At 69.4% G+C, this 3,245-nt stretch carries 3 protein-coding genes; 1 reads left to right on the forward strand and 2 read right to left on the reverse strand.

From position 1 onward, the window contains the following. Nucleotides 1-291 (forward strand): hypothetical protein (locus tag Q1N79_RS15220; protein WP_300609609.1); only part of this gene is annotated, 291 nt, incomplete at its 5' end. A 56-nt stretch (nucleotides 292-347) separates the two neighbouring features. On the opposite strand, the gene Q1N79_RS15225 is transcribed toward Q1N79_RS15220, so the two are convergent. After that, nucleotides 348-1,766, reverse strand: a complete 1,419-nt coding sequence (locus tag Q1N79_RS15225; RefSeq protein ID WP_300609611.1) for a hypothetical protein — start codon at nucleotides 1,764-1,766, stop codon at nucleotides 348-350. A gap of 41 nt (nucleotides 1,767-1,807) precedes the next feature. Further along, nucleotides 1,808-2,887 (reverse strand): NAD(P)-dependent oxidoreductase, encoded by a 1,080-nt coding sequence (locus tag Q1N79_RS15230; RefSeq protein WP_300609613.1) that lies wholly within the window; start codon nucleotides 2,885-2,887, stop codon nucleotides 1,808-1,810. Nucleotides 2,888-3,245 lie beyond the last annotated feature (358 nt).

The raw sequence follows: 3,245 nt of genomic DNA on the forward strand, positions 1-3,245 counted from the left end.
GCGGAGATACTGCGCCCTGACGGCACATTCATCGTGACGTACACCAACTTCGCCCATCGTGACAGCCGGGCGTTCGAGGCGTACAGCAACGTTCAGCCGTTGCGCGATTTCAGGCAGGCCCTGGCCCGTTATTTCCGCATACGCAGGTCGTTCCCGACCTCGCACAACTGGCACGGCGGCCAGCCGTGGCGGCGGACCCCCATGGCGGTCAACAGGCCGATCACACCGACGATCCCGGTCGTCAGCAGGAAACTGGCCGTGGAGTACTTCTTCATCTGCTCGCCGCTGTAATCCTTGCCGCGACGCCGCGGCTGCGCGACCACGCGGCTGCGCGATCGCGCGCGCGACTACCCGATCTCGCTCGGGTCCGGCCCGATCGGGGACGGCGCGCGCAGGGGTGCGGGGCGGACGCCTGGCCTGCCGTCGTGTCCCGGTGACCGCGGCTGGCCGGCCGGCACCCGTCGGTGCCGGCCGGCCAGGTGCAGCAAGGGGACGCGGACCTTGCTGTGCCCGGCCTCCCGCAGGCCCGTGTGCAGCTGCGCCCACCACATCATCGTCCCGAGCCAGGTGGCGATCGCCGTCCCCCACACCGTGCCGGCGGCGCCGTGGTAGAAGGCGCCCCCGACGCCGAGGCCGAGGTACAGGGCCGACCCGAAGATCATCGAGCGCAGGCTGCGGTGGGCGGCGCCGAGCGCGTGCAAGCCCGCCATCGCGCCCTGGGTGAAACACGATCCCATGACGGTGATCGTGTAGGGGATCACCAGCGCGTACGCGGGCCGCCACAGCTTCGCGCCGAGCAGCAGGTCTCCCAGCCCCCGCGGGATCGTGGCGAGCAGCGCGACGCCCCACAGCGCGCAGCCGATCGCCAGCGCGGCGCCGACCAGCAGGCAGTAGCGTCGCAGGTGATGCGGGGAGTTGCGCAGGACCCGCGCCGCCTCGGGGACGGTGACGATCGATATGCCCATGAAGACGACGAGGAACGGCCCCAGGAGCAGGCCGGCCGCCTGGACGTAGGCGACCGTGGCCAGGCCCGCGATGCCGCCGATGCAGTAGATCCGCAGCTGGACCGCGCCCGCGTTGGACGTGTTCTCCGCGAGGAACCGCGGCCCCAGGTCACGGTTACGGGCCATCCACTCCAGCGCGCAGAGCGGGTTGGGGATGACCCGCGACTGCAGCGGGCCTATGCATGCCGCGAAGGTGGCGGTCATCCCCCAGATCAGCACGAACCAGAAGACCGAGTCGTAATGCAGGACCCGCAGGGCGACCATGGCGACGAACATCGCGATCGTCCACACGGTGTCGTTGAGCAGGGAGTGGCTGCCGCGTCCGAGCGCGAAGAACGCGTACCGCCAGCTGTCCTGCAGCATCAGGCCGGGCATCGACAGGCCGAGCGCGATGAACGCGACCCCGAGCGTGCCCTTGATCGCGGCGCCCGCCATGAGCGCGCAGATGCCCATCGCGATGCCCGCGACGACCGAGGTGCCCGTGGAACGCTTGACCGCCCACCGCCACGCCCGGATTTCCGCGTGGCTGAACCGGACGAGCAGCGGCTCGGTGGCAAGCCCGCGGGAGGCGTTGAGCGCGAACGAGTATGTCACGTACACGATGCTGAAGGCGCCGAACTCGGTCGCGCCCAGTTCCCTGGCCACGTAGAAGCTCAAGGCGGCATTGCTCAGGCTGGACATCCCCTGGTCAGCCAGGCCCCAGCCGAAACGGTGCGCCAGCTTGAGCCCGAGATTGCGCGCGCCACCCGCTCGGTTAAGCATGGATCGCGTGTCCTCGCCGTGACGGCGCCGGCGCTGGCGACTCACACAGGTCCGGCATCAAGTCCCCTCGGTGCGCAGGCCGGGAACGGACTGCTCGTCGTCCGGTAGAGCATCTCGTCGACGGCGCCGGCCGCGAGCAGTTCGCGGATCCTGCGCAGCCGCACGAACCTGGCGGAGACGAAGTCGTCGTGGGTCAGGCCATACGCGGTGTAGGCCTGCAGCAGCTCCGCGATCCCGTCCCGCACGCTCCACCGCAGCTTCAGGTCGGGGAAGGCCGACTCGAGCTTGCCGAAATCCACCCGGTAGTTGCGGATATCCGGACCCGCGCCGTCGGCAAGCGTCACCGTGGATCCCGGCACTGCCGCGCGCACCATCTCGGCGATGTCGCGCACCTGCACGTTGTCCTGCGCCCGCCCGACGTTAAACGCCTGGTCGTGGACGACATCGCGGGGCGCTTCGAGGATGGCGAGGAAGGCGCGGCTGATGTCCTCGATGTGCACGAGCGGCCGCCAGGGCGTCCCGTCGCTTTCCAGGCGCACCTGCCCGGTCGTGAGCGCCACGGCGGTCAGGTTGTTCACCACGATGTCAAGGCGCAGCCTCGTCGACGCGCCGTACGCTGTCGCGTTGCGCAGGTACGTCGGGGTGAAGTTGTCGTCCGCGAGCTTGGACAATTCTCGTTCTGCGATAACCTTTGTCTCACCGTACGGCGTGACAGGGAACAGTTCCGCATCCTCGGCCACGGCGGCCGAGCCCGCGGCCCCGTAGAGGCTGCAGGACGAGGAGAACAGGAAGCGCTCGACGCCGGCCCGCTTCGCGGCCCGGGCCAGCGCGAGCGTCCCGTCGAGGTTCACCGAATAGGTCGCCGCCGGGTTGAGATCGCCGAGCGGATCGTTGGACAGCGCCGCCAGGCAGAGCACCGCATCGTATGCGGACAGGCCGGCAGGCGTGACGTTGCGCATGTCCAGCGTGGCCCGCGGGCCGGCGTCCGGAAGCGCCGGACCGAGGTCGCATCCTTCGTACAGGCCGAGGTCAAGCCCGTCGACGTCGTGCCCGGCGGCGCGCAGGAAGGGGACAAGGACGGCCCCGATGTACCCGCGGTCGCCTGCGACGAGGATTTTCATGCGCTCCCCCTGCGTTCGGCGTCGTCGCTCCGGCTGGCCAGCGAGACAGTAACCTAACAACCATCAGACCGCTCAGCACCGGTCTTGATACAAAGGACCGCCTTGTTCTCGCGCCGGGCCGCCCGGCAAAGGCCAGGCAAAAGCGCCGCGAACGTATCAGCAGCGGACGCCAGGCGCTCATATGCGAGTGCAGCAGCGCAGAGTTCTGATCATCGTCCAGAACCTCCCCGTGCCGTTCGACCGGCGCGTGTGGCTCGAGTGCCAGGCACTCACTGCGGCCGGCTACCAGGTAGCCGTCGTGTGCCCGAAGGGCAAGGGCGACCCGGCGTATGAGGTCGTCGGCGGGGTCGAGCTCTAC

Origin of the sequence: Trebonia sp., from assembly GCF_030042015.1 — a bacterium.
GTDB lineage: Bacteria > Actinomycetota > Actinomycetes > Streptosporangiales > Streptosporangiaceae > Trebonia.